The sequence below is a fragment of the Brevundimonas sp. UBA7534 genome (genome assembly GCF_002479325.1).
Taxonomy (GTDB): Bacteria; Pseudomonadota; Alphaproteobacteria; order Caulobacterales; family Caulobacteraceae; genus Brevundimonas.
This window is the reverse complement of sequence record NZ_DLMO01000061.1, coordinates 1-2,155: the sequence shown is the minus strand read 5'-3', so window position 1 is coordinate 2,155 and position 2,155 is coordinate 1. Positions and strand designations below refer to the sequence as shown.

Below are 2,155 nucleotides of genomic sequence, written 5' to 3'. Positions count from 1 at the left end.
GACCCGCCAGAACGATCGGCCCCTCATGCCCGTACTGCCGCAGAAAGGCCGCGACGGAGCCGCCGGCGTGCCCGGCGCCGATAATCAGAACCTTGGTCATGAGAGGCATGTAGAGCGGCGAGCGGGAGGGCGTAAGTCGTGACTTGTGAATCGTGAGTCGCCACTCACGCTTCACGACGCCCTTGACCGTTCCATTGTTACAGCATAGTGGAACGCATCATGACGACCCCGCCCGCCCGCGCCGACCTCTATGACGCGCTCCTTTCGATGGAGACGCGCGAGGAGATTGACGCCTTCCTGGCCGACCTGTGCACCCCGGCCGAACTGCGCGCCTTCGCCGAGCGCTGGCAGGTCGCCCGGCTGCTGGACCGGGGAGGCAAGTCCTACCGCGAGATCGCCGCCGAGGCGCACGCTAGCCCCACCACCGTGGTCCGCGTCGCCCGTTATCTGAAAGACATGCCGCATCAGGGCTACCGCATCGCCCTGGACCGGCTGAAAGCCTGAGTATCCGAACATGAGCACCGTGCAGGGCCGGCTTCGCATCGCCGTCCAGAAATCCGGCCGTCTGGCCGACCGCAGCCTGGACCTGATCCGCGACGCGGGCCTGAAGTGGGTCAAGGGCCACAACGACCTGCTGTATCGGGTCGAGAATTACCCGATCGACCTGCTGCGCGTGCGCGACGACGACATCCCCACTTTCGTGGCCGATGGCGTCTGCGACCTGGGCATCGTCGGCGAAAACGTGCTGGAGGAAGGCAAGAACGGCGGGGCGAACGCCTCGGTCGTCATGCCGCTGGGCTTCGGCCGCTGCACCCTGAAGATCGCGATCCCGCCGACCCTGGCCTATGACGGCCCAGCCTCTCTCGACGGTCTCAGGATCGCCACCTCCTATCCGAAGATCCTGCGCCGCTTTCTCGACGACAACGGGGTCGCCGCCGACATTGTGACCATGCGCGGCGCCGTCGAGGTCGCGCCCCGGCTGAAACTGGCCGCCGCCATCTGCGACCTGGTGTCCACCGGCGCGACGCTGGAGGCGAACGGCCTGAAGGCCCAGGACACGGTGCTGGAAAGCCAGGCGGTGCTGATCCGCTCGCCCATCGCCGCCGAGCCCGAACTGGCGGAACTGCTGGACAGCGTGATCGAGCGGATGGCGGGCGTCGTCTCCTCTCAGGGCGCGAAATACGTGATGCTGAACGCCCCTCGCGCCGCCCTGAACCAGATCACCGCCATCCTGCCGGGCGCCGGTTCGCCCACCGTCATGCCGCTGTCGGGGCGCGACGATGCGGTGGCCGTCCACGCCGTCTGCCAGGAAGCGGTCTTCTGGGAGACGCTTGAGAAGCTGAAGGCCGCCGGCGCCTCGGCCATTCTGGTGCTGCCGATCGAGAAGATGATGTGATGCGGCGCATCGACTGGTCATCGCTGGACGAAGCGGGAAAGACGGCCGCCCTGGCCCGTCCGGCGCGCCGCACGTCGGGCGACGTGACGGGCGTGGTGCGCGAGATTCTGGACGATGTGCGCGAACGCGGCGGCGCGGCCGTGGTCGACTGGTGCTTAAGGCTGGACAAGGCGCCGCCCCGTCGCATCGCCATCACCGAACAGGCCGTGGCAGAGGCCCGGAACGCTCTGCCGCCCGCGGACACGCGCGCGCTTCGCATGGCGGCCGAAAACGTCCGCATCTTTCACCAGGCGACCCGTCCCGAGGACACGCCCTTTGTCGAGACCAGTCCGGGCGTGCGGTCGAAACTGGCGTGGCGGCCCATCGCCTCGGCGGGCCTCTATGTGCCCGGCGGCACGGCGCCGCTGTTCTCCTCCCTGCTGATGCTGGCCATCCCCGCAGGCGTCGCGGGCGTGCGCGAGCGGATCGCCGTCACCCCACCGAACAGAGATGGCGGCGTCCACCCCGCCATGATCCTGGCCGCCGCAGAGGGGGGTCTGGACTCCCTGTGGCTGATGGGCGGGGCGCAGGCCATCGCCGCCCTGACCTTCGGCGTCGAACTGGAGGACGGGGTCATTCCCGCCTGCGACAAGCTGTTCGGTCCCGGCAACGCCTATGTCGCCGAGGCCAAGAAGCAGGCCGCCGCCCTGCCGGGCGGTCCCGCCGTGGATATGCCGGCCGGTCCGTCCGAACTGATGGTCATCGTCGACCGCGACGCCG

3 protein-coding genes are annotated in these 2,155 nt (G+C 68.8%); all 3 read left to right on the top strand.

The annotated features are described in order from the left end of the window. The first annotated feature begins 219 nt into the window (after positions 1-219). Complete coding sequence (locus tag B2U11_RS04545) at positions 220-504, top strand: YerC/YecD family TrpR-related protein (protein WP_292070245.1); 285 nt, start codon at positions 220-222, stop codon at positions 502-504. 10 nt (positions 505-514) lie between these two features. Continuing rightward, a complete protein-coding gene (hisG, locus tag B2U11_RS04540; protein WP_292070244.1) occupies positions 515-1,396 on the top strand; it encodes an ATP phosphoribosyltransferase in 882 nt (293 codons plus the stop codon). Then, a partial coding sequence (locus B2U11_RS04535; protein ID WP_292070242.1) for a histidinol dehydrogenase occupies positions 1,396-2,155 on the top strand: 760 nt, incomplete at its 3' end. The genes hisG and B2U11_RS04535, both read left to right, overlap by 1 nt.

Bases quoted from the DNA above. Each gene is read 5' to 3' on its own strand.
- B2U11_RS04545 (WP_292070245.1), top strand. From the start codon at position 220: ATGACGACCCCGCCCGCCCGCGCCGACCTCTATGACGCGCTCCTTTCG.
- hisG (WP_292070244.1), top strand. From the start codon at position 515: ATGAGCACCGTGCAGGGCCGGCTTCGCATCGCCGTCCAGAAATCCGGC.